Annotated in this window: 24 protein-coding genes; 17 read left to right on the top strand and 7 right to left on the bottom strand. The window is 70.2% G+C overall.

The annotated features are described in order from the left end of the window. Positions 1-20: 20 nt before the first annotated feature. Positions 21-1,271 carry a bifunctional phosphopantothenoylcysteine decarboxylase/phosphopantothenate--cysteine ligase CoaBC gene (coaBC, locus tag K6T84_RS09960; RefSeq protein WP_224860688.1) on the top strand — a complete coding sequence of 417 codons (1,251 nt, stop codon included), beginning with the start codon at positions 21-23 and terminating at the stop codon, positions 1,269-1,271. 151 nt (positions 1,272-1,422) lie between these two features. Next, entirely contained in the window at positions 1,423-2,634 is a 1,212-nt protein-coding gene (gene metK, locus K6T84_RS09955; RefSeq protein WP_224860686.1) for a methionine adenosyltransferase, read from the top strand. A gap of 86 nt (positions 2,635-2,720) precedes the next feature. On the opposite strand, the gene K6T84_RS09950 is transcribed toward metK, so the two are convergent. The 3 genes from K6T84_RS09950 to K6T84_RS09940 are packed head-to-tail and all read right to left on the bottom strand — an operon-like array spanning position 2,721 to position 5,513. Beyond that, a complete protein-coding gene (locus tag K6T84_RS09950) occupies positions 2,721-4,202 on the bottom strand; it encodes a flavin-containing monooxygenase (RefSeq protein WP_225400174.1) in 1,482 nt (493 codons plus the stop codon). Further along, positions 4,199-4,582, bottom strand: a complete 384-nt coding sequence (locus tag K6T84_RS09945; RefSeq protein WP_225400173.1) for a VOC family protein — start codon at positions 4,580-4,582, stop codon at positions 4,199-4,201. Before K6T84_RS09945 ends, K6T84_RS09950 begins: the two co-directional genes overlap by 4 nt. A 4-nt stretch (positions 4,583-4,586) precedes the next feature. Then, positions 4,587-5,513, bottom strand: coding sequence for an alpha/beta hydrolase (locus K6T84_RS09940; protein ID WP_225400172.1), 927 nt, complete (start codon positions 5,511-5,513; stop codon positions 4,587-4,589). On the opposite strand from K6T84_RS09940, the gene K6T84_RS09935 reads away from it, so the two are divergent. Beyond that, positions 5,512-6,234 carry a lysoplasmalogenase gene (locus tag K6T84_RS09935; RefSeq protein WP_225402018.1) on the top strand — a complete coding sequence of 241 codons (723 nt, stop codon included), beginning with the start codon at positions 5,512-5,514 and terminating at the stop codon, positions 6,232-6,234. The two genes, K6T84_RS09940 and K6T84_RS09935, sit on opposite strands and share 2 nt — an antisense overlap. Positions 6,235-6,241: 7 nt before the next feature. Here K6T84_RS09935 and K6T84_RS09930 read toward each other — a convergent pair whose 3' ends face one another. Further along, positions 6,242-7,594, bottom strand: a complete 1,353-nt coding sequence (locus tag K6T84_RS09930; protein WP_225400171.1) for an alpha/beta hydrolase — start codon at positions 7,592-7,594, stop codon at positions 6,242-6,244. Positions 7,595-7,743: 149 nt separating this feature from the next. Here K6T84_RS09930 and K6T84_RS09925 point away from each other — a divergent pair, with 149 nt between their 5' ends. Then, positions 7,744-9,687: a primosomal protein N' gene (locus tag K6T84_RS09925; RefSeq protein ID WP_225402017.1), complete on the top strand. Its 1,944-nt coding sequence runs from the start codon at positions 7,744-7,746 to the stop codon at positions 9,685-9,687. A gap of 137 nt (positions 9,688-9,824) precedes the next feature. After that, positions 9,825-10,700, top strand: coding sequence for a universal stress protein (locus K6T84_RS09920; protein WP_225400170.1), 876 nt, complete (start codon positions 9,825-9,827; stop codon positions 10,698-10,700). Positions 10,701-10,715: 15 nt separating this feature from the next. Here the strand turns inward: K6T84_RS09920 and K6T84_RS09915 are convergent, their stop codons facing one another. Beyond that, positions 10,716-11,699: an alpha/beta hydrolase gene (locus K6T84_RS09915; RefSeq protein ID WP_329786674.1), complete on the bottom strand. Its 984-nt coding sequence runs from the start codon at positions 11,697-11,699 to the stop codon at positions 10,716-10,718. 117 nt (positions 11,700-11,816) lie between these two features. Here K6T84_RS09915 and fmt point away from each other — a divergent pair, with 117 nt between their 5' ends. Genes fmt through ribD form a run of 4 tightly spaced genes read left to right on the top strand, consistent with a single transcriptional unit; the run spans position 11,817 to position 15,808 of the window. Next, complete coding sequence (fmt, locus tag K6T84_RS09910) at positions 11,817-12,749, top strand: methionyl-tRNA formyltransferase (protein ID WP_225400169.1); 933 nt, start codon at positions 11,817-11,819, stop codon at positions 12,747-12,749. Continuing rightward, on the top strand, positions 12,746-14,110 hold the full coding sequence (locus tag K6T84_RS09905; protein WP_225400168.1) for an RsmB/NOP family class I SAM-dependent RNA methyltransferase: 1,365 nt from the start codon (positions 12,746-12,748) through the stop codon (positions 14,108-14,110). Before fmt ends, K6T84_RS09905 begins: the two co-directional genes overlap by 4 nt. Before the next feature lie 4 nt (positions 14,111-14,114). Beyond that, positions 14,115-14,792 (top strand): ribulose-phosphate 3-epimerase, encoded by a 678-nt coding sequence (rpe, locus tag K6T84_RS09900; protein WP_224860670.1) that lies wholly within the window; start codon positions 14,115-14,117, stop codon positions 14,790-14,792. 32 nt (positions 14,793-14,824) lie between these two features. Then, positions 14,825-15,808 carry a bifunctional diaminohydroxyphosphoribosylaminopyrimidine deaminase/5-amino-6-(5-phosphoribosylamino)uracil reductase RibD gene (gene ribD / locus K6T84_RS09895; protein ID WP_224865810.1) on the top strand — a complete coding sequence of 328 codons (984 nt, stop codon included), beginning with the start codon at positions 14,825-14,827 and terminating at the stop codon, positions 15,806-15,808. Position 15,809: 1 nt separating this feature from the next. Here ribD and K6T84_RS09890 read toward each other — a convergent pair whose 3' ends face one another. Both K6T84_RS09890 and K6T84_RS09885 read right to left on the bottom strand, forming a co-directional pair. Further along, the gene (locus K6T84_RS09890; RefSeq protein ID WP_224865808.1) at positions 15,810-17,351 is read right to left on the bottom strand and encodes an MFS transporter; all 1,542 of its coding nucleotides are present in this window, start codon (positions 17,349-17,351) and stop codon (positions 15,810-15,812) included. Then, on the bottom strand, positions 17,351-18,049 hold the full coding sequence (locus K6T84_RS09885) for an LppX_LprAFG lipoprotein (protein WP_225400167.1): 699 nt from the start codon (positions 18,047-18,049) through the stop codon (positions 17,351-17,353). Before K6T84_RS09885 ends, K6T84_RS09890 begins: the two co-directional genes overlap by 1 nt. Positions 18,050-18,090: 41 nt before the next feature. Between K6T84_RS09885 and K6T84_RS09880 the strand changes: the two genes are divergently transcribed. The 8 genes from K6T84_RS09880 (at position 18,091) to whiA (ending at position 25,978) form a co-directional block, all read left to right on the top strand. After that, a complete protein-coding gene (locus K6T84_RS09880) occupies positions 18,091-18,699 on the top strand; it encodes a riboflavin synthase (protein ID WP_225400166.1) in 609 nt (202 codons plus the stop codon). 97 nt (positions 18,700-18,796) lie between these two features. Next, a complete protein-coding gene (locus tag K6T84_RS09875) occupies positions 18,797-20,074 on the top strand; it encodes a bifunctional 3,4-dihydroxy-2-butanone-4-phosphate synthase/GTP cyclohydrolase II (protein ID WP_224860636.1) in 1,278 nt (425 codons plus the stop codon). Next, positions 20,075-20,557 (top strand): 6,7-dimethyl-8-ribityllumazine synthase, encoded by a 483-nt coding sequence (gene ribH, locus K6T84_RS09870; protein ID WP_224860634.1) that lies wholly within the window; start codon positions 20,075-20,077, stop codon positions 20,555-20,557. A 44-nt stretch (positions 20,558-20,601) separates the two neighbouring features. Beyond that, positions 20,602-21,021 carry a PH domain-containing protein gene (locus K6T84_RS09865; protein ID WP_408066087.1) on the top strand — a complete coding sequence of 140 codons (420 nt, stop codon included), beginning with the start codon at positions 20,602-20,604 and terminating at the stop codon, positions 21,019-21,021. Between the two features lie 10 nt (positions 21,022-21,031). After that, the gene (uvrC, locus tag K6T84_RS09860) at positions 21,032-22,996 is read left to right on the top strand and encodes an excinuclease ABC subunit UvrC (protein ID WP_224860630.1); all 1,965 of its coding nucleotides are present in this window, start codon (positions 21,032-21,034) and stop codon (positions 22,994-22,996) included. Next, positions 22,993-23,928, top strand: coding sequence for an RNase adapter RapZ (gene rapZ, locus K6T84_RS09855; protein WP_224860628.1), 936 nt, complete (start codon positions 22,993-22,995; stop codon positions 23,926-23,928). The genes uvrC and rapZ overlap by 4 nt, the downstream gene beginning before the upstream one ends. Beyond that, a complete protein-coding gene (yvcK, locus tag K6T84_RS09850; protein WP_225400165.1) occupies positions 23,925-25,004 on the top strand; it encodes a uridine diphosphate-N-acetylglucosamine-binding protein YvcK in 1,080 nt (359 codons plus the stop codon). Before rapZ ends, yvcK begins: the two co-directional genes overlap by 4 nt. After that, entirely contained in the window at positions 24,995-25,978 is a 984-nt protein-coding gene (gene whiA, locus K6T84_RS09845; protein WP_526025538.1) for a DNA-binding protein WhiA, read from the top strand. The genes yvcK and whiA overlap by 10 nt, the downstream gene beginning before the upstream one ends. Positions 25,979-26,067 lie beyond the last annotated feature (89 nt).

Below are 26,067 nucleotides of genomic sequence, written 5' to 3'. Positions count from 1 at the left end.
AGGTTCGGGGGCGCGTAGCCGTGGATGCCAAACGGGTCGTCGTCGGCGTCTCCGGCGGCATCGCCGCCTACAAGGCGTGCACCGTGGTGCGGCAGCTGGCCGAAGCCGGCCACTCGGTGCGCGTACTGCCCACCGAGTCCGCGCTGCGCTTTGTCGGCGCCGCGACCTTCGAGGCGCTCTCCGGCAATCCGGTGCACACCGGGGTCTTCGATGACGTTCCGCAGGTGCCGCATGTGGCCATCGGCCAGCAGGCCGACCTGGTGGTGGTGGCTCCGGCGACCGCGGACCTGCTGGCCCGCGCGGTGGCCGGCCGCGCCGACGACCTGCTGACCGCCACCCTGCTCACCGCCCGCTGTCCGGTGCTGTTCGCCCCGGCTATGCACACCGAGATGTGGCAGCACCCGGCCACCGTCGCCAATGTGGCGACCCTGCGGGAGCGCGGCGCGGTGGTCCTCGAGCCCGCCTCGGGACGGCTGACCGGTGCCGACACCGGACCGGGCCGGCTGCCCGAGGCCGAGGAGATCAACACGTTCGCCTCGCTGCTGCTCGAACGCGCCGATGCGCTGCGCTACGACCTGGCCGGCCAGCGGGTGCTGGTTACCGCGGGCGGCACCCGCGAGCCGATAGACCCCGTTCGCTTCATCGGTAACCGCAGTTCGGGCAAGCAGGGCTACGCGGTGGCCCGGGTGGCCGCCCAGCGCGGCGCTGAGGTCACGCTGATCGCCGCGCACACCGCAGGCCTGGCCGACCCGGCCGGCGTCGACGTGGTGCACGTCAGCTCCGCCCAGCAGCTGCATGACGCGGTGACCAAGCACGCCCCGGAGGCCGACGTGCTGGTGATGGCCGCCGCCGTCGCCGACTTCCGTCCGACCCGGATGGCCCCGGCCAAGATCAAGAAGAGCGCCGACGCCGAGGATCAGGCTCCCACCATCGATCTGGTCCGCAACGACGACGTGCTGGCCGGTGCGGTCCGGGCCCGCAATGACGGGCAGTTGCCCCACATGCGCGCCATCGTCGGATTCGCCGCCGAGACCGGCGACGAGAACGGCGACGTGCTGTTCCACGCGCGGGCGAAACTGCGCCGCAAGGGCTGCGATCTGCTGGTGGTCAACGCCGTCGGGGACGGACTGGCCTTCGAGGTGGACCACAACGACGGGTGGCTGCTGGCCGCCGACGGCACCGAGTCCGCCCTCGAACCCGGCTCCAAGACGTTGATGGCCAGCCGGATCGTCGACGCGGTCGCGGACTTCCTGCATGTGCACGATCGATGAGAGCGCTGCTACGGTAGCGAGCCGGGGGTTATGACGTAGGCCGGGCGCCGGCTGCGGGTATTGCCCACTGGCGTAGCGGGCAGAGCGCAGACGCTATATTTGCCCGGCCTATCTTTTGTACAGCGCGGTGACGCGCGGAAGGGTTGACATTGTGAGCGAAAAGGGTCGGCTGTTCACCAGTGAGTCGGTGACCGAGGGACACCCCGACAAGATCTGTGACGCCATCAGTGACTCGGTGCTCGACGCACTGCTGGCCGATGACCCCCGCTCACGGGTCGCGGTGGAAACTCTGGTCACCACCGGCCAGGTCCACGTGGTCGGTGAGGTGACGACCAATGCGCGTGAAGCGTTCGCCAACATCACCAACGTCGTCCGCGAGCGCATTCTGGAGATCGGCTACGACTCCTCGGACAAGGGCTTCGACGGCGAGACCTGCGGGGTCAACATCGGGATCGGTGCCCAGTCGCCCGACATCGCCCAGGGCGTCGACACCGCCCACGAGGCCCGGGTCGAGGGTGCCGCCGACCCGCTGGACTCCCAGGGCGCCGGCGACCAGGGCCTGATGTTCGGCTACGCGATCGCCGACACCCCCGAACTGATGCCGCTGCCGATCGCGCTGGCCCACCGGCTGTCGCGCAGGCTGACCGAGGTCCGTAAGAACGGCACGCTGGGATACCTGCGTCCCGACGGCAAGACCCAGGTCACCATCGAATACGAGGATGACGTCCCGACCCGGCTGGACACCGTGGTGATCTCCACCCAGCACGCCGAGGGCATCGACCTGGTGAACACCCTGGACCCGGATCTCCGGGAGCACGTGATCAGCACCGTGCTCGCAGAGCTGGCCCACGACACGCTGGATTCCTCGTCGACCCGCATCCTGATCAACCCGACCGGCAACTTCGTCGTCGGCGGCCCGATGGGTGATGCCGGCCTGACCGGCCGCAAGATCATCGTCGACACCTACGGCGGCTGGGCGCGGCACGGCGGTGGCGCCTTCTCCGGCAAGGACCCGTCGAAGGTGGACCGCTCGGCCGCGTACGCGATGCGCTGGGTGGCCAAGAACATCGTCGCCGCGGGTCTGGCGCAGCGCGTCGAGGTGCAGGTCGCCTACGCCATCGGCAAGGCCGCACCGGTCGGTCTGTTCATCGAGACCTTCGGCACCGCAACCGTCGACCCGGTCAAGATCGAGAAGATCGTGCCCGAGGTCTTCGACCTGCGCCCGGGCGCGATCGTGCGGGACCTGGACCTGCTGCGGCCGATCTACGCGCCGACCGCCGCCTACGGTCACTTCGGCCGCACCGACATCGACCTGCCGTGGGAGCGGCTCGACAAGGTCGAGGACCTCCAGCGCGCCATCTGACCGCGCCCCCGCCGAGCGTGAAGCCAAGTTCACTCTCGGCGCCGAACGTGAAGCCAACTTCACGCTCGGCGGTGAGGGACTAGGGGCTACGCGCTGAACCGGTAGTCGTCGAGGTCGAAGCGCCGGCTGCGCCAGTACGCCTCGACGGTGGTGGTTGGCCGCAGCGGCACGTCGCCGTTCTTGTCGAAGTAGTAGCTGTTGGCCTGCCGGCAGCTGTCCTGCCAGAACACCTGCCGGTGCCGCTTGCGCATCATCTCGGCGAAATACCGGTCGTTGGCGGCCTCGGAGATCTCGATGCGGGTCGCACCGCTGCTGCGGGCGCGTTTGAGGCAGCGCACGATGTGGTGGGTCTGCGCCTCGACCAGCGCGAAATACGACGACCCGACGTAGCCGTACGGCCCGAAGATGCTGAACATGTTCGGAAACCCGGGGATGCTCACGCCTTCGTAGGCCTGCAGTCGGTGCTCGTCCCAGAACTGGCTCAGCGACTGTCCACCGCTTCCGGTCACGGCGAAGGTGGGGATGTTGTCGCTGTCCATCACCTTGAACCCGGTGGCCAGGATCAGCACGTCGACCTCGTGGGCCGTTCCGTCGGCGGTCACCACACCGGTGGGGGTGATCCGCTCGATCGGGTCGACGACCAGGTGCACGTTGTCGCGGTTGAACGTCGACAGGTAGGTGTTGTGGAACCCGGGTCGTTTGCAGCCCACCGCATAACGCGGAGTGAGCTGATCGCGGACCACCGGGTCGTGCACCTGCCGGCGCAGGTACGCCCGGCCGGCGGATTCCATCTGCTTGGCCAGCGGAAACACCGTGAAGTACTGCGCGGCGATCGGGAAGGTCGCCTCGACGTAGGCCTGACTGGCCCACCTCTGCAGGGCCTTTCCGCCGGGCATGTGCATCGCCCAGCGCACCGGCGCGGCAAGCGGCAGGTCGAATTTCGGGAAACACCAGATCGGTGTGCGCTGAAAGACGGTGAGATCGGCGACCTTCGGGGCGATCTCGGGGACCACCTGTACGGCCGAGGCGCCGGTGCCGATCACCGCGACGCGCTTGCCGGTCAGGTCCTGGGAGTGATCCCAGCGCGCGGTGTGGATGGTCACCCCGGCGAAGGTGCCGGCGCCGTCGATGTCGGGCAGGTTCGGGGTGGTCAGCACGCCGCTGGCGTTGATCAGGAACCGTGCGGTGACTTCGCCGCTATCGGTCTGCGCCCGCCAGAACCCGTGCCGGTCATCGAATTCAACTTCGATCACCTTGGTGTTGAAGCGGATTCGGGAGCGCAGATCGTATTTGTCGGTGCAGTGTTCGGCGTAAGCCTTCAGTTCACGACCGGGCGCGTAGGTGCGCGACCACGCGGCGCTCTGCTCGAACGAGAACTGATAGGAGAACGACGGAATATCCACTGCGATACCGGGATAGGTGTTCCAGTGCCAGGTACCGCCGACCCCGTCGCCGGCCTCGACGATCAGATAGTCGGCCATGCCGGCCGCATCCAGGCTGATCGCCGCGCCGATGCCGGAGAAACCGGCTCCGACGATCAGAACCTCATGGTCGGGTTGTTCGGTCACTGATCGCTCCTGTCGATTCGCCACGGCGGATTCCGGCGGGCCTCGCCGGCGGCGTACAGGCACAGCCGGTGCCCGTCGGGGTCGGGCAGCCGGGCTTCTCGCCACAACCACGGCATATCGGCTGGGGGACTGGTGAACTCGACCGAGCCGTTCAGGCGCCGGTATTCGGCGTCGAGGTCGTCGCATTCGAAGTAGACGGTCACCTGTTCGGCCGGGCGGACCGCATCGAGGAGTTCCACCGAAAAGGTGCTGTCGCCGTCAGGGCATTCGAACCGCAGATAGTGGTCGGTCTTGACGATCAGTCGCAGGCCCAGCAGCCGGTAGAACCGCTCGGCACGGTCCAGGTCGGTACTGCCGATGGTGACCTGGTTCAGTCTCATCGGACTACTTCAGGGCGGCTTTCAGTGCGGCCAGCCCGCGGTCGGCGGCCTCGGTGGCCGCCGGGATCGCCCCGGCATAGCCCAGGTAGCCGTGAATCAGCGTCTCGGCGTTGTCCACCTGCACCGGCACCCCGGCAGCGGCCAGCAGCTCGCCGTAGCGAATGCCGTCGTCGCGCAGCGGGTCGTGGCCGGCCACCGCGATGTAGGCCGGCGGCAGTCCCACCAGATTCGCGGCGCGGGCCGGTGCCAGGGTCGCCGGCGGGTCGCTCAGGTCGAGGTGCCCGGCGTAGGCCAGGCTCAACGCGGTGATCGCCTCGGTGTCGATGATCGGTGCGTGGGCGTTCTCGGTGAACGACGGCAGGCTGATGTCGTAGGTGGTTGCCGGATACCACAGCAGCTGGAAGGCGATATCCGGGCCGCCGGCATCGCGGGCCAGCTGCGACACGACGGCGGCCAGGTTCCCGCCGGCCGAGTCGCCGGCCACCGCGAGCCGGGCCGGGTCGACACCCAGTTCGTCGGCGTGCGCCGCCACCCACTTGGTGGCCGCGAAGGCGTCGTCGACGGCGGCCGGGAACGGGTGCTCAGGGGCCAGCCGGTAGTCCACCGACACCACCACCGCGTCGGCGCCGGCGGCGTGCAGGCGAGCGGTGCCGTCATGGGTGTCGAGGTCGCCGGCGACGAATCCGCCGCCGTGGAAGAACACCACGACCGGGGCACCGGAGGCCGGGGCGCCGGCCGGACGGTAGATGCGGATCGGCAGGTCCCCGCCCGGGCCGTCGATGACGCGGTCTTCGCTGGGCACCTCCGGGTGGACCGGCAGGCGCGGCAGGTCCCGCATCAGCCGGCGCGCGGCGTCCGCACCGTCGTCGAGTGACAGCCGGAACGGAACCGCGTCCAGTACCTTCAGCACTATGGGGTCGATAGCGGGCATGGACACACCGTACGCAACACGCCAGGTTTCCCTCGCGTGGGCTGCCGCGGGTTGGGCCGGCGCGGCCTACGGCGTCTTTCTGACAGCGCTGGCCTTCTCCGCGACTCCCGGCGACGCGCTGACCGGACACTGGGTCGGACAGCCGGCGTTCAAGACGTTGATGGCGGTGCTGCTGGCGGTCGCCGCCGCCGGCCACCCGATCCGCCGTGAGGCACGCTGGCTGGTCCCGGCCCTGATGTTCTCGGCCGCCGGCGACTGGCTACTGGCCATCCCGTGGTGGGAGCCGTCATTCGTCGCCGGCCTGTCGGCATTCCTGTTGGCGCACTTGTGTTTTCTGGGCGCACTGATCCCGCGAGCGATGGTGTCCGGCCCGGGTCTGATCGGGGTGGGCGTGGTCTGCGTGAGCTGCGTGGGCCTGCTGGTCTGGTTCTGGCCCGGCCTGGTCCGTGAGGGTATGACCGTTCCGGTCGTGGTCTACGTCGCGGTGCTCGCCGCCATGGTGTGTGCCGCCCTGCTGGCCGACCTGCCCACTCGCTGGACCGCGGTGGGTGCGGTGTGTTTCGCGGTGTCGGACTCGATGATCGCGATCAGCCGGTTCGTACTGCGCGACGAGGTGCTGGCCGTGCCGGTCTGGTGGACCTACGCCGCGGCCCAGGTGCTCATCACGGCGGGGTTCTTCTTCGGCCGGACCGTTGTTGAAAAGCAGCCGGCCCAGGCCTGAGAACCCTTTAGTGCCGGTGGTTTCCGCTGCCGAGGCGCAGTCGTTCCGGATCGAACGCGGGCAGCCGGCGTCGGTGTAACGCCGTCATGTGATCGCGTGCCAGTGCGTCGCCGTGCCCGGAGGCGATGTCGCCGATGCTGAACAACGCCTCGCCGCTGGGACGGAAATACGAACTGTGCGCACGTATCGGAGATGCCAGGCCGCCGACCTCGGCCTTGAACCGGGTGGCCCCGTATCCTTCGACGGCCGGGTCGGCGCCGAGCCCCACCTTGGCCGACGTGGTGGGAACGGGGAGTTGTGGATGCCCGCCCAGTCGAGTGATCGGATCCATTGACGACGCACCGACATACACGTGCCCGGCCGGCGAGAGGCGAAAGTCGGCGGCGCTGCGCGCCAGGTCGGTCCCGGGTGACCCGACGAGCACCACGTCGTGGGCGCGCATCCCGAACGCCGCGGCGGCATCGGCGACCGTCGTCGACCCATAGGAGTGCCCGATCACCGTGACGTGCGCGGCACCGCGGTGGGTGAGCGCCAGGGCGTTGACGTCGGCGGCCAGCGACCGTCCACCGACGCGAGCCGAATCAGGGTGCACCACTTGCGGATCAAAAAGACTATCCGGGGTCCGGTAGCCCATCCAGACGATCACCGAATTACTGCGGCCCGGGTCCGCGTGGCAGGCCTCCTGGAAGACGTTCACACCGTCGGGCTGCGACAGGTAACCGTCGCGCACGCTGCAGTGCGCGCCCGGCACCAGCACCGTGGTGTTGTCGGCGGTGTCGGGGTCGCCGATCGCGATCGCGGCCCGGCCCCGTCCTTCGAAGGCCGCCGGATCGTAGGTCAGCAGCAGTGCCGGGCCGGCTTCGGCGCTGACCCGCAGACCGTCGAGGACCTGCATGGCGTTGTCGTAGCGGCGCATGTCCTCGGCACTGATCGCCTGCGTGGCGTTGCGCACCCGGTCGATATCGGCGGCCAGGGCCTGCCGGTTGATCCGATCGCGTTCGGCCGCGGGCACGCCGTACCCGTCGCCCGCCGAACGCAGCATCGTCGTCCGCGACCGGGCGTCGGCCATGGCGTCGGTGATCACCGTGCGGATGTCACGGGCCTTGGCCGCCAAGAACAGCTGCAACTGGCGGGAACCGGTAGGGGTGTCCCACGCCTGCGTCCGCGCATCGGAGGCCACGTCGGCTATCTCGTCGCCGATCGCGTCGAGGCGACGTCGGCTCACGCGGGCATGATCGGCCGCATCGTGCAGCGTCGCGGTCAGCAGCCGATCGCTGTCCGCCGCCGACCGGAACGCACCGGCCAGGGCCGCCTCACGCATTCGGGCGGCCTGGACGTGGGCGCCGCGCAGCTCGGACATACCCCGGCAAGCTAATTCGGTCGCGACCCCGCCGTATTCGCCGATGCACACGAAGATTGGCCTGTGAGCCGGCGGCTACCGCGTTCGGGGGAGTCTGCTACACCTGCGTAGTGACCGTCGACAGCGAGCCAATAGCGCGGGTGCTGCCGATGTTGTCGGTGCCGCACCTGGACCGCGAGTTCGACTACCTGGTCACCCCCGAGCAGTCCGAGCAGGCCCAGCCGGGGGTCCGGGTGCGGGTGCGTTTCCACGGCCGGCTGGTGGACGCCTTCGTCTGGGAGCGCCGCGCCGACACCGACCACACCGGCCGGCTGGGCCGCCTGGAACGGGTGATCTCGGCCGAACCCGTGCTCACCGCCGAAGTGCGCCGGCTGGTCGAGGCGGTGGCGGCCCGCTACGGCGGCAGCCGCGCCGACGTCCTGCGACTGGCGATTCCGCCCCGGCATGCCCGGGTAGAACGCGAACCCGCGCCCGCGCCGACACTGCCGGTGATCGATCCGGTCGATCCGGCGGCTTGGGGGCGCTACCGCGCGGGCAGTCAGTTCCTGACCGCGCTGGGCGAGGGCCGCGCGGCGCGGGCGGTTTGGCAGGTGCTGCCCGGCGATTCGTGGTGCGAGCGCTTCGCCGAGGCAGCCGCCGCCGCGATCCGGGCGGGCCGCACCGCGCTGGCGATCGTGCCCGACCAGCGCGATGTGGATGCCCTGGCGCGCGCGGCGGTCACCCGGATCGACGAGTCGGCCGTCGTCGCGCTGTCGGCGGGCCTGGGCCCGACCACCCGCTACCGGCGCTGGCTGGCGGTGCTGCGCGGCGGGGCCCGGCTGGTGATCGGCACCCGCAGCGCGGTGTTCGCCCCGATCGCCGATCTGGGCCTGGTGATGGTGTTCGACGACGGTGACGACAGCCTGGCCGAGCCGCGGTCGCCCTACCCGCACGCGCGAGAGGTGGCGATGCTGCGGGCCCACCTGACCGGCTGCGCCGCGCTGATCGGGGGATACGCCCGCACCGCCGAGGCGCAGGCACTGGTACGCAGCGGATGGGCCCATGACCTGGTGGCCTCTCGCACGGTGCTGCGGGCGGCCGCACCGCGGGTGGTGGCGCTCGATGACAGCGGCTACGCCGACGAGCGCGACGGGGCGGCCCGTACCGCCCGTTTGCCGTCGATCGCGCTGCAGGCCGCGCGCACCGCGTTGACCGCGGGTGCTCCGGTGCTGGTGCAGGTGCCGCGACGCGGCTACGTGCCGTCGCTGGCCTGCGCACGCTGCCGCGCCATCGCCCGCTGCCGGCACTGCACCGGGCCGCTGGCGCTTCCCGAACACGGCGGCGCGGCCACCTGCCGGTGGTGCGGGCGCGCCGACCCGGCGCTGAAATGTGCGCGTTGCGGGTCCGAGGCGGTGCGCGCCGTGGTGATCGGCGCCCGGCGCACCGCCGAAGAGCTCGGCCGGGCATTTCCCGGTACCACCGTGATCACCTCGGCCGGTGACACCATCGTCGCGCACACCGACGACGGGCCCGCCCTGGTGATCGCCACGCCCGGCGCCGAGCCTCGCGCGCCGAGCGGTTACGGGGCGGCGCTGCTGCTGGACAGCTGGGCGCTGCTGGGCCGGCAGGATCTTCGTGCGGCCGAGGACACCCTGCGGCGCTGGATGGCGGCCGCGGCGCTGGTGCGTCCCCGGGAGTCGGGCGGGGTGGTGACGGTGGTCGCCGAATCCTCGATCCCCACCGTGCAGGCCCTGATCCGCTGGGACCCGGTCGGCCATGCCGACGCCGAGCTGTCCGCCCGCGCCGAGGTCGGCCTGCCGCCGGCGGTGCACATCGCCGCCGTCGACGGCGACCCGGATTCGGTGACGGCCCTACTGGAGGCGGCGCACCTGCCCGACGGCGTCGAGCTGCTCGGTCCGGTACCCCTGCCGCCGGGGACGCGGCGCCCGCCGGGGGTGCCCGACAACCTGGTCGTCACGCGGATGCTGGTTCGGGTAGGCCGCGATCACGGCCTGGCACTGGCCGCGGCACTGCGGCACGGCGTCGGGGTGCTCAGCGCCCGGGGTTCGCATCATCCGGTCCGAGTGCAGATCGACCCATTGCACATCGGCTAGTGGCCGGTCAATTGAGGTCCAACTCCATCTCTTGAGGTCCAACGACTCTGCAGCACGGCGCCGGAGAACGGTAGCGTTGAGGGTATAGAGCCGGCTAGTTCGGCTGGCCGGCCCGATATTGGTTGGAGGGCCGAGCGATGTCAACAATCAAAGCGCCGCACGGAATCGTGGTGGGTGTCGACGGGTCGGCGGAATCCGAGGCCGCGGTGGCCTGGGCCACCCACGAGGCGATCCTCCGCAAGCAACCGATGACGCTGCTGCACGTGGTGGCCCCGGTCCCCGTCGGGTGGCCGCCCGACCCGAAAGTCAAGGGCATGCCCAGCTGGCAGTCCGAGGAGGCGGACAAGGTGCTCGCCCGGGCCCGCACCGTCTTCGACTCGGTCCGCCTCACTGAAACGCCGGAAGTGCACACCGAAGTGGTCTACGGCCAGGTGGTCCCGACGTTGATCGATGCCACCGAGCACAGTGTGCTGACGGTCGTCGGAAGTGTCGGACTGGGTGCCATCGGCCGGCTGCTGCTGGGCTCGGTCAGCACCAGCCTGATTCACCACGCGCACGGCCCGGTCGCGGTCATTCGCACCGATCGGGCCAGCGTCGACGATGGCCCCGTGGTGGTGGGAATCGACGGCTCACCCGCATCGGAGGCGGCGACAGCCCTGGCGTTCGACGAAGCGTCCCGCCGCGGCGTGCGGCTGGTGGCGTTGCACGCCTGGAGCGATGCCGGGGTCATTCCGCTGCTGGACGTCAACCGCAGCGAACACGAACGGCAGGCACACGAGATCCTCGCCGAACGCCTTGCGGGTTACCGGGAGCGGTACCCCGATGTGCTCGTCGAACAGCGAGTGCGCCTCGATCACCCCGCTCGTCGGCTGATCGAGGCGGCCGAGCACGCCCAGCTCGTGGTGGTCGGTAGTCGCGGCCGCGGCGGGTTCGCCAGCCAGCTGCTGGGTTCGGTGAGTTCGGCGGTGGTCCACGCCGCGGGCATTCCGGTGATCGTGGCGCGCGGGGCGTAGCAGCCGCACGCGGGCTCAGGCAGCCGAATCCGGGCGCTCGTCCCGGCCCGCCGCCGTCCGGATGTACTCACCGATCCGGCACAGCGAGCGGGTGGCCTCGGGCACCAGGGGAGCGGCCAGCTGAAAGACGTGAATCTGCCCGGGCCAGATCTCCAGTTCCACCGGGACCGCGGCGTCGGCCAGTCGCTGCGCGGCGAGCCGGGCGTCATAGGCGAGTTCCTCGGCGCCGGAGACGTGGATCAGGGTAGGCGGCAGGCCCGGCTCGATGTGTTCCAGCGGCTCGTACAGCACCCCGTCATGGGCGGCGATCAGGGCGGTCAGCGCCGCGAACGAACTGTGCGGCAGCATCGGCCCATGACCAGCCGGCCGGTTCGGATCCAGCTGCAGCAGCGGGGACAGCAATGCCAACGCCGCCGGTGTCTCACCCTCGGCGTGCAGCCGCTGCGCCAGAGTCAGGGCGAGGTATCCGCCGGCGGAATCACCGGCGATCGCAATCTGGTCGGGCTCATAACCGTGTGCCCGCAACCACCGGTAGGCGTCATGACAGTCCTGCAATGCCATCTCGATCGTGTGCTTGGGCAGCATCCGATAATCGACCGCCAGCACCGGGCTGTCGGCGAAACCGGAGAGTTTCTCGATGAGTCGCAGATGGGTGTTGATCCCGCCGAGCAGGAAGGCGCCGCCGTGGCAGTACAACACCACCCGACCAGTGCGGGATGCCACCCCGCGGGCCCGCACCAACTGCGCTTGGGCATGCGGCAGGGGCACCGCCGTCCGGGTCATACCGCGAGGAGCCGGCAGGACGCGCGCCGCGTTGTCGATGACACCGAACGGCAGCGGCCAGCCCAATGCGGCACTGCCGAGGGCCACGGCGTTGTAGAGGGTCAGCCGGACGGTACCGCTGAGCAGGCGGGCGGCCAGGCTCGGGCCGGGTTCGACCGTCCCGGAAGTCCCGACGTCTCGGTGGTCACGGTCAGCAGAACCCAGGATCGCCATCATCGCCCTCCGGACACATTCGCGATTGTTTAGTCAATTGAAGTGTTACAACGCCGTCGCGGGCTGCGGCATTCCGACGGGCGAACGGTCCTGACCGCCGGTGATCCCTAAACTGTGCCGGTGCGCATTGTCTTCGCCGGCACGCCGGACACCGCGTTGCCGTCGCTGCAACGGCTGATCGACTCGCCACGCCACGACGTGGTGGCGGTCCTGACCCGGCCCGACGCGGCATCCGGGCGGCGAGGCCATCTGCAGCCGTCCCCGGTGGCCCAGCGGGCGCTCGACCACGGCATCCCGGTGCTGCGACCGGCGCAGCCCAATGCCCCCGAATCGGTCGCCGCGCTGGCCGAACTCGCGCCGGAGTGCTGCCCGGTGGTCGCCTACGGCGCACTGCTGCGCGACGAGTTGCTGGCGGTGCCGGCGCACGGCTGGATCAACCTGCATTTCTCGGTGCTGCCGGCCTGGCGGGGCGCCGGACCGGTGCAGGCGGCCATCGCCGCCGGCGACGAGGTGACCGGCGCCACGACGTTTGCGATCGAGCGCGAACTGGACTCCGGACCGGTCTACGGTGTCGTGACCGAGACCATCCGGCCGGACGACACCGCGGGTGAACTGCTTGCCCGGCTGGCGATTTCGGGTGCCGAGCTGCTGACGGCCACCCTTGACGGTGTCGCAGACGGCGCGCTGACCGCGGTGCCGCAGTCATCCGACGGGGTCAGTTACGCCCCGAAGATCAGCGCCGACGACGCCCGGGTGCGCTGGGACCTGCCGGCCGCGGTCATCGACCGCCGGATCCGGGCGGTCACCCCGGCGCCGGGTGCCTGGACCCAGATCGGTGACCTGCGGGTCAAACTCGGCCCGGTCTGCCTGGTCGACGATGCGCCGAAGAACCTGCCGCCGGGCGACATTCACGTCGACCGGCGACATGTTTGGGTCGGCACCGGCACGGGACCGGTCCGGTTGGGGGAGCTGCAGCCGCCCGGAAAGAAAGCGATGAACGCCGCCGACTGGGCGCGCGGCGCCCGGCTCGACGAGGGGGTGCGGGCGTCATGACCGGGCCACGCAGGCGTGCGCGCAAACCGCTGGATCCGGCGCGCCGTGCCGCCTTCGACGTGCTGCGCGCCGTCTCCGAACGCGATGCCTATGCCAACCTGGCGCTGCCGGCGATGCTGTCAGAACGCGGGATCACCGGCCGCGACGCCGCTTTCGCGACCGAACTGACCTACGGCACCTGCCGGGCCCGCGGCCTGCTCGACGCGGTGATCGGGGCGGCGGCGCAGCGCGCACCGGAGTCGATCAACCCGGTGTTGCTGGATCTGCTGCGGCTGGGCAGTTACCAGTTGCTGCGCACCCGGGTCGAGCCGCACGCCGCGGTGTCCACCACCGTCGAGCAGGCGGGTATCGAATTCGATTCGGCGCGAGCGGGATTCGTCAACGGCGTGTTGCGCACCATCAGTACCCGCGACGAGGCGTCGTGGACCGCCGAGCTGGCCCCGGACGCCGCCACCGACCCGATCGGGCACCTGGCGTTCACCCGCGCCCACCCGCGTTGGATCGCCCAGGCGTTCGCCGACGCGCTCGGGGCCGCCGCCGGCGAGCTGGATGCGGTGCTGGCCGGCGACGACGAACGGCCCAGGGTGCACCTGGCCGCACGTCCCGGCGTCCTGACCGCGGCCGAGTTGGCGGCCGCGGTGGACGGTGAAGTCTGCCGGTATTCGCCCTACGCCGTCTACCTGCCCGGCGGTGACCCCGGCCGGATCGACGCCGTGCGCGACGCCCAGGCCCTGGTGCAGGACGAGGGCAGCCAGCTGGTGGCCCGCGCCCTGACCCTGGCCCCGGTGGACGGCGACACCGGGCGGTGGCTGGATCTGTGCGCCGGACCCGGCGGCAAGACCGCGATGCTGGCCGCGCTCGCCGCGCAGGCCGGGGCCCGGGTGACCGCGGTGGAGCAGGTGCCGCAGCGGGCCGCCCTGGTCGTCGAGAACACCCGCGGCCTCGACGTCGAGGTGCTGACCGTCGACGGCCGCGAGTCCGGCCTGCAACCCGGCTTCGACCGGGTCCTGGTGGACGCACCGTGCACCGGGCTCGGCGCCCTGCGGCGGCGCCCCGAAGCCCGCTGGCGCCGGCTGCCCGCCGACATCCCGGTGCTGGCCAAGCTGCAGCGCGAACTGCTGGCGGCGGCGATCGCGCTGACCCGGCCGGGCGGCGTGGTGCTCTACGCCACCTGTTCGCCGCACCTGTCGGAGACGGTCGGGGTGGTGGCCGACGCGGTGCGCCGGCACGGGGTGCAGCAGTTGGACACCCGGTCGCTGTTCGCACCGGCCGACCAGCTCGGTGACGGGCCGCACGTGCAGTTGTGGCCGCACCGGCACGGCACCGACGCCATGTTCGCCGCGGCGTTACAAGTAATCTGAGCCCATGTCACGACCCATGATCGCGCCGTCGATCCTGTCCGCGGATTTCGCCCGCCTCGCCGATGAGGCTGCTGCCGTCAAGGGGGCGGACTGGCTGCACGTCGACGTCATGGACGCCCACTTCGTGCCCAACCTCACCCTCGGGCTGCCGGTGGTGGAGAGCCTGCTCAAGGCCACCGACATTCCGATGGACTGTCATCTGATGATCGAGAACCCGGGCCGGTGGGCCCCGCCGTACGCCGAGGCGGGCGCCCACAACGTCACCTTCCACGCCGAGGCCACCGACGCCCCCGTCGCGGTCGCCCGCGACATCCGGGCCGCCGGGGCCAAAGCAGGCTTGTCGATCAAACCGGGCACCCCGCTGGAGCCCTACCTGGAGATCCTGCGGGACTTCGACACCCTGCTGGTGATGTCGGTGGAACCGGGCTTCGGCGGGCAGTCGTTCATCCCCGAGGTGCTCGACAAGGTGCGCACCGTGCGCAAGCTGGTGGACTCCGGGGAGCTGAACATCCTGGTCGAGATCGACGGCGGCATCAACGCCGATACCGTCGAGCAGGCCGCCGAGGCCGGTGTCGACTGCTTCGTGGCCGGCTCGGCTGTCTACAGCGCCGCAGATCCCGGCGCCGCCGTCGAAGCACTGCGCCGCCAGGCGGGCGCGGCGTCGCCGCACCTGACGCTGTGAGCGCCAACCCGGTGCTCGACGACGACGCCGCCATGCTGCTGGCCGTCGAACAGGCCGAGAAGGTCAAAGGCGCCACCTACCCCAACCCGCCGGTGGGCGCGGTCATCCTCGACCGTGAGCACCGGGTGGTCGGCGTCGGCGGCACCCAGCCGGTCGGGGAAGCGCACGCCGAGGTGGTGGCGCTGCGCCGGGCCGCCGGCTCGGCCGCCGGGGGCACCGCGGTGGTCACGCTGGAGCCGTGCGATCACCACGGCAGGACTCCGCCGTGTACCGAGGCGCTGCTGGCGGCGGGCGTGGCCCGGGTGGTCTACGCCGTCACCGACCCCAATCCGATTGCGGCCGACGGTGCCGCCCGGCTGACCGCCGCCGGTGTCGAGGTGATCGCCGGGGTGCGGGCCGACACGGTGCAGTCCGGGCCGCTGCGCGAATGGCTGCACAAGCAGCGCACCGGCCGGCCGCATGTCACCTGGAAGTACGCCACCAGCATCGACGGTCGTAGCGCCGCCGCCGACGGGTCCAGCCAGTGGATCACCAGCGAGGCGGCCCGCGCCGACCTGCACCGCCGCCGGGCTGCCGCCGAGGCCATCGTGGTGGGCACCGGCACCGTGCTCGTCGACGACCCGACTCTGACCGCCCGGCTGCCGGACGGCACCCTGGCCGATCGGCAGCCGCTGCGGGTGGTGGTGGGCGAGCGTGACATCTCCGCGGAGGCAAAGGTGCTCAACGACGACTCGCGCACAATGGTGATTCGCACCCACGATCCCGCCGAGGTGCTGCGGGCCCTTGCCGACCGCACCGATGTGCTGATCGAGGGCGGGCCGACCCTGGCGGGCGCGTTCCTGCGGGCAGGGGCGATCGATCGCATCCTGGCCTACGTGGCGCCGATCCTGCTGGGCGGGCCGGTCACCGCCGTCGACGACGTCGGGGTGTCCAGCATCGGCCGGGCGTTGCGCTGGCGGTACGACTCGGTGCAGCCGATCGGGCCCGATCTGCTGCTGAGCCTGGTCCCGAACTGACTCAGCCCGCGGTGGGCACCGTGGCTTGGGATTCCGAAGTCTCGGGGTCGGAGACGTGATCGGCATTGCTGCCGATGAACAACCCCAGCACCGCACCGGCCACACAGATCAGGGCGGTGATCCCGAAGATCTCGCCGTACATCGCCGCGAAGGCCTCTCGGGAGTTGCGCGCGATGGCTTCGACCTTCTCGGCCAGATTGCCGTTCGGCGTGGTTTTGCCGGCCAGGATCTGGTTGAACCGATAGAGCCCCCACGCGCTCAGCGCGGCCATTCCGACCAGCATCCCGGTCATCCGGGCCACCACCACACCAGCGGCGGCGATGCCGTGCTCACGCGGCGGCACCACCCGCATCACCGCTGACGTCAGCGGGCCGATCACCAGACCCAGACCCAGCCCGGCGACCAGCTGGTCGGTGTGGGCGGCCGGAAGGCTCAGCCCGAATACGTCGTGGTGGTAGGACATCAGGTCCACCGGCCACTTCGAGATGAACCAGTAGCCCACCGCGGCGACCAGCAGGCCCGCAAACGTCACCACTCGGTCACCGGCCCTGGTCGCGATCGCGCCACCTGCCACGGCACCGATCGGCAGCGCGATCAGGAACCACAGCAGCAGCATCGCTGCCTCGTTCTGGCTCTTGCCGAGCACGCCCTGACCGAACAGTTCGACGTCGACCAGGGTGACCATCAGCGCGGCGCCGGCAGCAAGGGAGGAGCCCAGCGCGGCCAGGAACGGGCCGAATCGGGCACCTTCGGGGTCGATCAGCTTGGTCGGCGACTTGATCTCCCAGACCGCGAACGCCACCAGTGCGACCGCGGCGACCGCCAGGTACACCAGGCCGTGGTCGGGCAGCGCCTGTTTTGCGCTGGGGTCGGGGTTGTAGAGCCCGATCGTCAGCAGACCCAGGATCGCCGCCAGCAGCAGCCCGCCGACCACGTCGACGCGCTCGCGGGGGCCGTCGGTGGACTTCGACGGAAGGCTGAAGTGGATCAGTGCCATGGCCAGCAGGGTCAGCGGCACGTTGATCCAGAACACGTCTCGCCAACTGGTCAGCGCCCAGACGATGAAGATGCCGTACAGCGGGCCCAGTACGCTGCCGAGCTCCTGGGCGCCGGCGATCCAGCCGAGCACCGCCGACCGGTTGCGCTGGGCCCACAGGTCGGCGCCGAGGGCGAACGTCACCGGCAGCAGCGCACCTGCCGCGATGCCCTGCACGGTGCGGCCGATCACCAGCGTCTGCAGGTCCAGCGACATGGCCGTGACCACCGAACCGGCGGCGAACAACGCCAGGCTGAACTGCAGCAGCAGCTTGCGTCCGAACCGGTCGGAGGCCCGGCCCAGCAGCGGCATCGCGGCGATGTAGCCCAGCAGATAGCAGGTGATGATCGGGGTGAGCTGCTGAATCTTGTTGATCGGGATCCCGACACCGGCTGGTTGCGGCGCCATGATGTCGCGCATGATCGTGACCACGACATAGGTGTCGAGGGCCCCGAGCAGGACAGCGATGCTGCCCGCGCTGATCGCGAGTTTGCGGTTGGCCCGCATCACGCTCCAGCCGGCTTCTCGACGGTGACCGGGGCGTTCCAGTTCGACAGCGTCATCTGGATCGAGTTACCCGCGCTGGGGTCGAGCCTCGCCTGCACCAGCTGGTGGTCGCCGTCCTCGGAGATCCAGACGGTGGCCGGGATGGGGGCGGTCGCCTTGAGCTGCGGTGCCAGCTTGTTCACGTCATCGGCGGGAACGTCGCCCGACACCCGGACGGCCTTCTCGCCGTTGATGGTGTCGCGGCCCTGCGCTTTCGGGTTCTCCATGGTGTTCAGCAGGTTGGCCAGGCCCTTTTCCGGGCTCAGGATCGCCGCGACGTCGTAGATCTTGTCGGCCGAACCGAGGTTGTCGTAGGAGTCGCCGGTGATCGCCGCGTACAGGTCGCCGTCGATCACCACGAACTTCGCGTCAAGGTCGGAGCCCAGCATGGTGATGGTGGCGCTGCCCTTGGCGGCCGTGGTCGGCTGGTTGGTCAGATCACCTTCGAGGGTCTTGACCGGGAGGTTCTTGATCTGGCCGGCGACCGACAGGGCCAGGTGCGCGCTCTTGAGCTCGGCGGTGGTGGTGGCCGATTCTTTGACCAGCGTGGCCGCGTCCGGCAGCGGTCCACCGGCGTCCTTGCCGGAGCAGCCCGCGAGCAGGGCGGCGGCGGTGGTGGCGGTGGCCAGGGCGATGAGAAGTCTGCGCATGGGTGACATCGTATAGAGGTCGCCCGGTAGGGGGCCGCTAGCCTGTTGTGATGTTCACCGGAATCGTCGAGGAGCTGGGCGAGCTGGTCAGCCGTGATGAGCTGACCGACGCCGCGCGCCTGGTCATCGAGGGGCCCACCGTCACCTCCGACGCCCGGCATGGCGACTCGATCGCCGTCAACGGCGTCTGCCTGACCGTGGTCGAGGTACTGCCCGGCGGACGGTTCTCCGCCGACGTCATGCATGAGACCCTGCAGCGGTCCAGCCTGGACAAACTGTCGCCGGGAAGCCGCGTCAACCTGGAGCGGGCGGCCTCGGTGGGCAGCCGGCTGGGTGGGCACATCGTGCAGGGACACGTCGACGGCACCGGGGCCGTGGTGGCCCGAACGCCCGCCGAGCACTGGGAGGTGGTGCGCATCGCACTGCCCCGCGAACTGGCCCGCTACGTGGTGCACAAGGGCTCTATCACCGTCGACGGCATCTCGCTGACCGTGGCCGGGCTGGGTTGTGATCCGGACGACTTCTTCGAGGTGTCGTTGATTCCGACCACATTGGAACTGACCACGTTGGGACGTGCGCCGGTGGGAACGCGGGTCAACCTGGAGGTCGACGTGATAGCGAAATATGTCGAGCGACTGGTGGCAAATCCCGCTCGGTGAGTGAGGTGGCAAACCGGGCCGCTCAGGTGGTTCATACTGGACGGACGGATTGCCTCCGACCGGCGTCCGGCAGACAGCGAACCAAGGTGGAGTGAAGATGACGAAGTTGGACACCGTCGAGCGGGCGGTTGCCGACATCGCAGCGGGTAAAGCCGTCGTCGTCATCGACGACGAGGACCGCGAGAACGAAGGCGACCTGATCTTCGCCGCCGAAAAGGCCACCCCCGAACTGGTGGCCTTCATGGTGCGCTACACCTCCGGCTATCTCTGCGTGCCGCTGGACGGCGCGATCTGCGACCGGCTCGGGCTGCTGCCGATGTACGCGGTCAATCAGGACAAGCACGGCACCGCCTACACCGTGACCGTCGACGCGAAGAACAATGTGGGCACCGGTATTTCGGCGTCCGACCGGGCGACGACGATGCGACTGCTGGCCGATCCGGGCAGCGTCGCCGACGACTTCACCCGGCCGGGTCACGTGGTGCCGTTGCGCGCCAAGGACGGCGGCGTGCTGCGCCGCCCCGGGCACACCGAGGCCGCGGTCGACCTGGCCCGGATGGCCGGCCTGCAGCCGGCGGGGGCGATCTGCGAGATCGTCAGCCAAAAAGACGAGGGCGCCATGGCCCAGACCGATGAACTGCGGGTCTTCGCCGACGAACACGGGCTGGCGCTCATCTCGATCGCCGACATGATCGAGTGGCGGCGCAAGCACGAGAAGCACATCGAGCGGGTCGCCGAAGCGCGAATCCCGACCCGGCACGGCGAGTTCCGGGCTGTCGGCTACTCCAGCATCTACGAGGACGTCGAACACGTCGCACTGGTTCGCGGCGAGATCGCCGGGCCGCACAGTGAAGGTGACGACGTCCTGGTCCGGGTGCACTCGGAGTGTCTGACCGGCGACGTGTTCGGTTCTCGCCGTTGCGATTGCGGTCCGCAGCTCGACGCCGCGCTGGCGATGGTGGCCCAGGAGGGCCGCGGTGTGGTGCTCTACATGCGCGGGCACGAGGGCCGCGGCATCGGGCTGCTGCACAAGCTGCAGGCCTACCAACTTCAGGACTCCGGCGACGACACCGTCGACGCCAACCTCAAACTCGGGCTGCCCGCCGACGCCCGCGACTACGGGATCGGCGCACAGATCCTGGCCGACCTGGGCGTGCGCTCGATGCGGCTGCTCACCAACAACCCGGCCAAGCGGGTCGGGCTGGACGGCTACGGGCTGCACATCATCGAGCGGGTTCCGCTGCCGGTGCGGGCCAACTCCGAGAACATTCGCTATTTGATGACCAAACGCGACCGGATGGGCCACGACCTGACCGGTCTGGAGGACTTCGACGACGTGACTCCGGTTTCCGACGAGTTCGGCGGGGCGCTGTAGATGAGTCCCGCGGCGGGAGTGCCGGACATGCCGGCACTGGATGCCTCAGGTCTGCGGCTGGCCATCGTGGCCAGCACCTGGCACACCCGGATCTGTGACGCCCTGCTGGAAGGCGCCCGCAAGGTGGCCGTCGACGCCGGTGTCACCGAGCCCACGGTGGTGCGGGTGCTCGGCGCGATCGAGATCCCGGTGGTAGCCCAGGAGGTGGCCCGCAACCACGATGCGGTCGTCGCACTAGGTGTGGTGATCCGCGGCGGCACACCGCATTTCGACTACGTCTGCGACGCGGTTACGCAAGGCCTGACCCGGGTGTCGCTGGATGCGGCCACCCCCGTGGCCAACGGCGTGCTCACCGTCAACGACGAGGACCAGGCGATCGACCGCGCCGGGTTGCCCGGTTCGACCGAGGACAAGGGCGCCCAGGCCGCGGCGGCCGCGCTGAGCGCCGCGCTGACCCTGCGCGACCTGCGTGCCGCGCTGTGAGTGGGCCGAGCCCGCACTGGGAACTGGACGTGCGGCCGCGGCTGATGCGGATCGGCCTGTGGAGCGCGGCGATCCTGATCGTGGTGATCCACGTGGTGGTGAGCTTCCTGCTGACCATCCGCGCCAGCGGGGTGATCTTTCGGACCTACGACCGGGTGGCGGTCGTCGTGCTGGGTGTGATCGTGGCCTGCTCGATGCTGTTGTGGACGCGGGCCCGGGTGCGCGCGGGCGCGTCGGGGGTGTCGGTGTGCAACGGGCTCGGTAACCGGCTGATTCCGTGGTCGCAGGTGCTCGGCGTGACGTTCCCGCCCGGTAAGCGCTGGGCCCGGCTGGAGTTGCCCGACGACGAATACATCCCGCTGGTGGCCATTCAGTCCGCCGACAAGGAGGCCGCCGTGGCGGCGATGCGGACGCTGCGGGAGCTGATGGCGCGCTACCGGCCGGGCGACGGACCGCCCGACTAGCCTTGTAGTCGTGCCAGATCCCGCGACCTATCGCCCGGCACCCGGGTCCATTCCCGTCGAGCCCGGCGTCTACCGGTTCGTCGACCCCCACGGCCGGGTCATCTACGTCGGCAAGGCGAAAAGCCTGCGGTCGCGCCTGACGTCGTACTTCGCCGACGTCGCCGGCCTGCACCCGCGCACCCGCCAGATGGTGACCACCGCGGCAGGCGTCGAGTGGACGGTGGTCAACACTGAGGTCGAAGCGCTGCAACTGGAATACAACTGGATCAAGGAGTTCGATCCCCGGTTCAACGTCCGCTATCGCGACGACAAGACCTACCCGGTGCTGGCGGTCACCCTCAACGAGGAATACCCGCGGCTGATGGTCTACCGCGGACCGCGCCGCAAAGGGGTTCGCTATTTCGGGCCGTACTCGCATGCCTGGGCCATCCGGGAGACACTGGACCTGTTGCTGCGCGTCTTTCCGGCGCGCACCTGTTCGGCCGGGGTGTTCAAGCGCCACCAGCAGATCGGCCGGCCCTGCCTGCTGGGCTACATCGGCAAGTGCTCGGCTCCGTGCGTCGGGCGGGTCAGCGCGGCCGAGCACCGTGCGATCGTCGACGACTTCTGCGACTTTCTGGCCGGCAAGACCGACCGGCTGGTCCGCAGCCTGGAGCAGCAGATGCTGGCGGCCTCCGAGGAACTCGACTTCGAGCGCGCCGCACGGTTGCGTGACGACGTCGCCGCGCTCAAGCGCGCCTTGGAGAAACAGGCCGTGGTGCTCGGTGACGGCACCGACGCCGACGTGGTGGCCTTCGCCGACGACGAGTTGGAGGCCGCGGTTCAGGTGTTCCACGTGCGTGGCGGCCGGGTTCGGGGGCAGCGCGGGTGGATCATCGAAAAGCCCGGGGACCCAGGAGATTCCAGCGACTTGGAACGCCTGGTGGAGCAGTTCGTCACCCAGTTCTACGGCGACCAGGCCGAATTGGAGGGCGCCGCCGACGAGCCGGTCAACCCGGTTCCGCGCGAGGTGCTGGTGCCGTGCCTGCCGGCCAACGCCGACGAGTTGACCAGCTGGTTGTCCGGGCTGCGGGGCTCGCGGGTCTCGCTGCGGGTGCCGATGCGCGGCGACAAGCGCGTTCTGGCCGAGACCGTGGAGCGCAACGCCAAAGAGGCTCTGCAGCAACACAAGTTGAAGCGTGCGGGGGATTTTACCGCCAGATCCGCTGCGCTGCAGAACATTCAGGAGGCGCTGGGGCTGGCCGACGCGCCGCTGCGCATTGAATGCGTCGACATCAGCCATGTGCAGGGCACCGATGTGGTGGCCTCCCTGGTGGTGTTCGAGGACGGGCTGCCCCGCAAGTCCGACTACCGTCACTTCGCGATCCGCGAGGCAGCCGGGGAGGGCCGCTCCGACGACGTGGCCTCGATCGCCGAGGTGACCCGCCGCCGCTTCCGTCGGCATCTGGAAGAGAAGGACCCGGAAATGCTTGCCCCCGAAGGCAAGTCCCGCAAGTTCGCCTATCCGCCGAACCTGTATGTGGTGGACGGCGGCGCCCCGCAGGTCAACGCGGCCGCCGCGGTGCTGGCCGAACTGGGTATCACCGACGTGGCGACCATCGGCCTGGCCAAACGCCTGGAAGAGGTGTGGGTGCCTTCGGAGCCGGACCCGATCATCTTGGCGCGCCAGAGCGAAGGCCTCTACCTGTTGCAGCGCATCCGTGATGAGGCACACCGGTTCGCCATCACCTATCACCGCAGCAAGAGGTCCCGGCGGATGACCGCTTCGGTACTCGACGCCGTCCCCGGATTGGGCGAACATCGGCGCAAGGTGCTGATCTCGCATTTCGGCTCGGTGGCGCGGCTGAAGAACGCTACGGTCGAAGAGCTCACTTCGATCCCCGGGATCGGCGCGGCCACCGCCACCGCCGTCCTGGAGGCCCTGGGAGCCGACGGCGCGCCGGGCGCCGCGCAGCAGCAACGGATGTCGGGATGAACCAGGATTCAGCCAAGGGCGTGCGCGAGCGCGACGTCGCCGGTCCCGGAGACGGCGCCGGCATCGACGTCGTGCTGGTGACCGGGCTGTCCGGCGCGGGCCGCGGCACCGCGGCCAAGGTGCTCGAAGACCTGGGCTGGTACGTCGCCGACAACCTGCCGCCGGAGCTGATCGCCCGGATGGTGGATCTGGGGTTGGCGGCCGGCTCGCGGATCACCCAGCTGGCGGTGGTGATGGACGTGCGCTCGGCCGGGTTCACCGGTGACCTGGATTCGGTGCGCTCGGAGCTGGCGACCCGCGGGATCAACCCCCGGGTGCTGTTCATGGACGCTTCCGACGACGCGCTGATCCGCCGCTATGAGAACAATCGCCGCAGCCACCCGCTGCAGGGCAAACAGACACTGGCCGAGGGGATCGCCGCCGAGCGCACCATGCTGGCGCCGGTGCGTGCGGTCGCCGACCTCGTCATCGACACCTCGGTGCTCAGCGTGCGCGAACTGCGGGAGAGCATCGAGGACATGTTCGGTGGCGACGCCGTCACCGCGCCCACGTCGATCACCGTCGAGTCCTTCGGTTTCAAGTACGGCCTGCCGATGGACTCCGACATGGTGATGGACGTGCGATTCCTGCCCAACCCGCACTGGGTCGACGAGCTGCGCCCGCACACCGGGCAGCACGAGGCGGTGCGCGACTACGTGCTGAGCCAGCCGGGCGCCGACGAGTTCCTGAGCACCTACCACCGGCTACTGTCCCTGGTGGTCGGCGGCTATCGACGAGAGGGAAAGCGATACATGACCGTGGCCATCGGTTGCACCGGCGGCAAGCATCGCAGTGTCGCCATCGCCGAGGCGCTGGCGCGGCTGTTGGACAGCGAAGACACCTCCGGAGAGCTGTCGGTGCGGGTGCTGCACCGGGATCTGGGCCGTGAATGAGTATTGAGCCCGCGAGCGCCAACCGGAGCATCGTCGCGCTCGGTGGCGGACACGGTCTGTACGCGACCCTGTCGGCCGCCCGCCGGCTTACCCCGCACGTCACCGCGGTGGTCACCGTCGCCGACGACGGCGGCTCGTCGGGACGGCTGCGCGGCGAACTGGACGTGGTGCCGCCCGGGGACCTGCGGATGGCGCTGGCCGCGCTGGCGTCGGACAGTCCCAGCGGACGGTTGTGGGCGACCATCCTGCAGCACCGGTTCGGCGGTACCGGTGCGCTGGCCGGACATCCGATCGGCAACCTGCTGCTGGCCGGCCTCAACGAGGTGCTGGCCGACCCGGTGGCCGCCCTCGACGAGCTGGGCCGGATGCTGGGCGTCAAGGGCCGGGTGTTGCCGATGTGCCCGATCGCGCTGCAGATCGAGGCCGACGTCTCGGGCCTGGACGCCGACCCGCGACTGTTCCGGCTGATCCGGGGCCAGGTGGCGATTGCGACCACCCCGGGCAAGGTGCGCCGGGTGCGGCTGCTGCCGGGCAATCCGCCGGCCACCCGCCAGGCCGTCGACGCGATCATGGCCGCAGACCTGGTGGTGCTCGGTCCGGGGTCGTGGTTCACCAGCGTGATCCCGCACCTGCTGGTGCCGGGCCTGGCCTCGGCGTTGCAGGCCACCAAGGCGCGGCGCGCCCTGGTGCTCAACCTGGTGGCCGAGCCGGGGGAGACGGCGGGCTTCTCGGTGGAGCGTCACCTGCACGTATTGGCCCAGCACGCACCCGGATTCACCGTCGATGACATCGTGATCGACGATGGGCGGGTGCCCAGTGAGCGGGAGCGCGACCAGCTGCGCAGGGCGGCGGCGCTGTTCGGTGCCGAGGTTCAGTTCGTGGACGTGGCCCGACCTGGTACACCTTTACATGACCCAGGAAAGCTGGCAGCTGTGCTGGACGGGGTTCGGGAGGCCGGCGCGCCGCCGCTGACGGTCCCGACGCCGGTCCTGCCGACCGATGAGGGCGGGGGCCGGCAAACCGGCGTGAGTGGACCGAGCGGACTCGGACCAGGAGGTGGCAAGCCGTGGCGATGACGGCCGAAGTCAAAGATGAGCTGAGCCGTCTCGTGATCAGCTCGGTCAGCGCGCGCCGTGCCGAGGTGGCGGCGTTGCTGCGCTTCGCCGGCGGGCTGCACATCGTGGCGGGCCGGGTGGTGGTCGAGGCCGAGGTGGATCAGGGTGTGATCGCCCGCCGGCTGCGCAAGGACATCTTCGACCTGTACGGCTACAACGCGATCGTGCACGTGTTGACCGCCAGTGGGATGCGCAAGAACACGCGCTACGTGCTGCGGGTGACCAAGGACGGTGAGGCGCTGGCCCGCCAGACCGGTCTGCTGGATCTGCGCGGACGCCCGGTGCGCGGCCTGCCGGCCCAAGTCGTCGGCGGCAGCGTGGCTGATGCCGAAGCCGCTTGGCGCGGAGCGTTTTTGGCCCACGGATCGCTGACCGAGCCGGGCCGCTCGTCGGCGCTGGAGGTCGGCTGCCCGGGCCCGGAGGCGGCGCTCGCGCTGGTGGGTGCGGCGCGACGGCTGGGCATCAGCGCCAAGGCCCGCGAGGTGCGCGGGGCCGATCGGGTGGTGGTGCGCGACGGTGAGGCGATCGGTGCGCTGCTGACCCGGATGGGTGCCCAGGACACCCGGCTGGTCTGGGAGGAGCGTCGGATTCGCCGCGAGGTGCGCGCGACCGCCAACCGGCTGGCCAACTTCGACGACGCGAACCTGCGGCGTTCGGCGCGCGCGGCGGTGGCCGCGGCCGCGCGGGTGGAACGTGCGCTGGCGATCCTGGGCGACGGGGTGCCCGACCATCTGGCCTCGGCGGGCAAGCTGCGCGTCGAGCACCGGCAGGCATCCCTGGAGGAGCTGGGCCGGCTGGCCGACCCGCCGATGACCAAAGACGCTGTGGCCGGCCGGATTCGGCGACTGCTGTCGATGGCCGACCGCAAGGCCAAGCAGGACGGGATTCCCGACACCGAGTCGGCGGTCACGCCGGATCTGCTGGAAGACGCCTGACTTCTCCAGAGTTGCGGGTTCGGCGAGGCCGACGTCGACGGCATCGTCGCTATCCTTCGAACCGTGAAATCCAACGCCGTCCCCGCGGG

The sequence above is a fragment of the Mycobacterium zoologicum genome (assembly GCF_020181635.2).
Taxonomy (GTDB): domain Bacteria; phylum Actinomycetota; class Actinomycetes; order Mycobacteriales; family Mycobacteriaceae; genus Mycobacterium; species Mycobacterium zoologicum.
This window is presented reverse-complemented; position numbering and strand designations above follow the sequence as displayed.

What these genes read in the sequence shown, in the direction of transcription:
- K6T84_RS09945 (WP_225400173.1), bottom strand. Translation starts at nt 4,582, where the DNA reads ATGAGACTGAACCAGGTCACCATCGGCAGTACCGACCTGGACCGTGCC.
- K6T84_RS09935 (WP_225402018.1), top strand. Translation starts at nt 5,512, where the DNA reads ATGGACACACCGTACGCAACACGCCAGGTTTCCCTCGCGTGGGCTGCC.
- K6T84_RS09940 (WP_225400172.1), bottom strand. Translation starts at nt 5,513, where the DNA reads ATGCCCGCTATCGACCCCATAGTGCTGAAGGTACTGGACGCGGTTCCG.
- K6T84_RS09930 (WP_225400171.1), bottom strand. Translation starts at nt 7,594, where the DNA reads ATGTCCGAGCTGCGCGGCGCCCACGTCCAGGCCGCCCGAATGCGTGAG.
- K6T84_RS09925 (WP_225402017.1), top strand. Translation starts at nt 7,744, where the DNA reads ATGTTGTCGGTGCCGCACCTGGACCGCGAGTTCGACTACCTGGTCACC.
- K6T84_RS09920 (WP_225400170.1), top strand. Translation starts at nt 9,825, where the DNA reads ATGTCAACAATCAAAGCGCCGCACGGAATCGTGGTGGGTGTCGACGGG.
- K6T84_RS09915 (WP_329786674.1), bottom strand. Translation starts at nt 11,699, where the DNA reads ATGATGGCGATCCTGGGTTCTGCTGACCGTGACCACCGAGACGTCGGG.
- K6T84_RS09905 (WP_225400168.1), top strand. Translation starts at nt 12,746, where the DNA reads ATGACCGGGCCACGCAGGCGTGCGCGCAAACCGCTGGATCCGGCGCGC.
- rpe (WP_224860670.1), top strand. Translation starts at nt 14,115, where the DNA reads ATGTCACGACCCATGATCGCGCCGTCGATCCTGTCCGCGGATTTCGCC.
- ribD (WP_224865810.1), top strand. Translation starts at nt 14,825, where the DNA reads ATGCTGCTGGCCGTCGAACAGGCCGAGAAGGTCAAAGGCGCCACCTAC.
- K6T84_RS09890 (WP_224865808.1), bottom strand. Translation starts at nt 17,351, where the DNA reads ATGCGGGCCAACCGCAAACTCGCGATCAGCGCGGGCAGCATCGCTGTC.
- K6T84_RS09885 (WP_225400167.1), bottom strand. Translation starts at nt 18,049, where the DNA reads ATGTCACCCATGCGCAGACTTCTCATCGCCCTGGCCACCGCCACCACC.
- K6T84_RS09880 (WP_225400166.1), top strand. Translation starts at nt 18,091, where the DNA reads ATGTTCACCGGAATCGTCGAGGAGCTGGGCGAGCTGGTCAGCCGTGAT.
- K6T84_RS09875 (WP_224860636.1), top strand. Translation starts at nt 18,797, where the DNA reads ATGACGAAGTTGGACACCGTCGAGCGGGCGGTTGCCGACATCGCAGCG.
- ribH (WP_224860634.1), top strand. Translation starts at nt 20,075, where the DNA reads ATGAGTCCCGCGGCGGGAGTGCCGGACATGCCGGCACTGGATGCCTCA.
- K6T84_RS09865 (WP_408066087.1), top strand. Translation starts at nt 20,602, where the DNA reads ATGCGGATCGGCCTGTGGAGCGCGGCGATCCTGATCGTGGTGATCCAC.
- rapZ (WP_224860628.1), top strand. Translation starts at nt 22,993, where the DNA reads ATGAACCAGGATTCAGCCAAGGGCGTGCGCGAGCGCGACGTCGCCGGT.
- yvcK (WP_225400165.1), top strand. Translation starts at nt 23,925, where the DNA reads ATGAGTATTGAGCCCGCGAGCGCCAACCGGAGCATCGTCGCGCTCGGT.